1 protein-coding gene is annotated in these 1,381 nt (G+C 28.5%); it reads left to right on the top strand.

From position 1 onward, the window contains the following. Positions 1-1,381 (top strand): amino acid adenylation domain-containing protein (locus BN8917_RS12320; protein ID WP_141668676.1); only part of this gene is annotated, 1,381 nt, incomplete at both ends.

Genomic DNA, 1,381 nt, shown 5'->3' with positions numbered 1-1,381 from the left:
GAGAACTTAATGAAAGAGCAAATTCTTTAGCTAGGAAGTTAAGAGAACACTCTATTCAAGAAGATTCAGTAGTAGGAATTATGGCTAATCGTTCAATTGAAATGGTAATTTCTATAATAGCAACTTTAAAGGCTGGCGGAGCATATTTACCAATAGATATAAACTATCCAAAAGAAAGAATAGAATTTATCTTAGAAAATAGTGGATGTAAATTACTTCTAACAGAAAAGGAATTAGTTAAAGATATAGACTTTAATGGTGAAATTCTTCATTTAGAAGATAAAACTCTCTATGAAGGAAATAGAGAAAATTTCTTAGTAGAAAGAACAGCTGAAAGTCTTATATATATTATTTATACTTCGGGAACAACCGGAACACCTAAGGGTGTTATGTTTAAGGATAGCAGTTTAGCTAACTTAATTAACTTTGAAATAAATGATACAACAATAGAACTTGATAAAAAAGTACTACAGTTTGCTAATTTATGTTTTGATGTGGCAAGTCAAGAGATTTTATCTACTTTAGTAGCAGGGGGAGCACTTTACTTAATTAAAGAAGAGTTAAGAAAAGATGTGGATAGACTACTAGAGTTTGTAATTAAAAATGAAATTAAAACAGTATTTTTACCAACAGCTTATTTTAAATTATTACAATCAGAAAGAAATTATATAGAAACTATTATTAAAAATACTAATCATATAGTGGTTGCAGGAGAGCAGTTAACTTTGACTTTAGAAACACAAAATCTTATAGCGGAAAATAAAGTGAAACTTCATAATCATTATGGTCCTTCTGAAACTCATGTTGTAACTACTTTAACTATAGACTCTAAGAATAATATAAAGGGAATTCCGACTATAGGAACTCCAATTGCTAATAATAAAGTATTTATTTTAGATAAAATGATGAATAAAGTTCCAATTAATGTACAGGGAGAAATGTATATTTCAGGTTACTCTGTAGCAAGAGGATATTTAAATAGGGAGGAACTTACAAAGGAACGATTTATAGAAAATCCATTTGGAGAAGGAAAACTTTATAAAACTGGAGATTTAGCAAGATGGCTTTCAGATGGAAATATTGAATATTTAGGAAGAGCAGATCAACAAATTAAAATAAGAGGTTTTAGAATAGAGCTTGGAGAAATTACAAATGCAATTTGTAAAATTAATTATGTAAAAGATGCTGCCGTTATAAATAAGAAGGATAGAAATGGTGAAGAGGCTATTTATGCTTATATAGTTTCAGAAAAAACTGTAGATATTAAGGATATTAAAAAAGAACTTAAAAGAGAGCTTCCAGAATATATGGTTCCTGCTTATATGATGGAAATAGATAGTTTACCTCTTAATAGAAATGGAAAGTTAGATAAAAGAGCACT

Origin of the sequence: Clostridium mediterraneense, from assembly GCF_900091705.1 — a bacterium.
GTDB lineage: Bacteria > Bacillota > Clostridia > Clostridiales > Clostridiaceae > Sarcina > Sarcina mediterraneense.
This window is presented reverse-complemented; position numbering and strand designations above follow the sequence as displayed.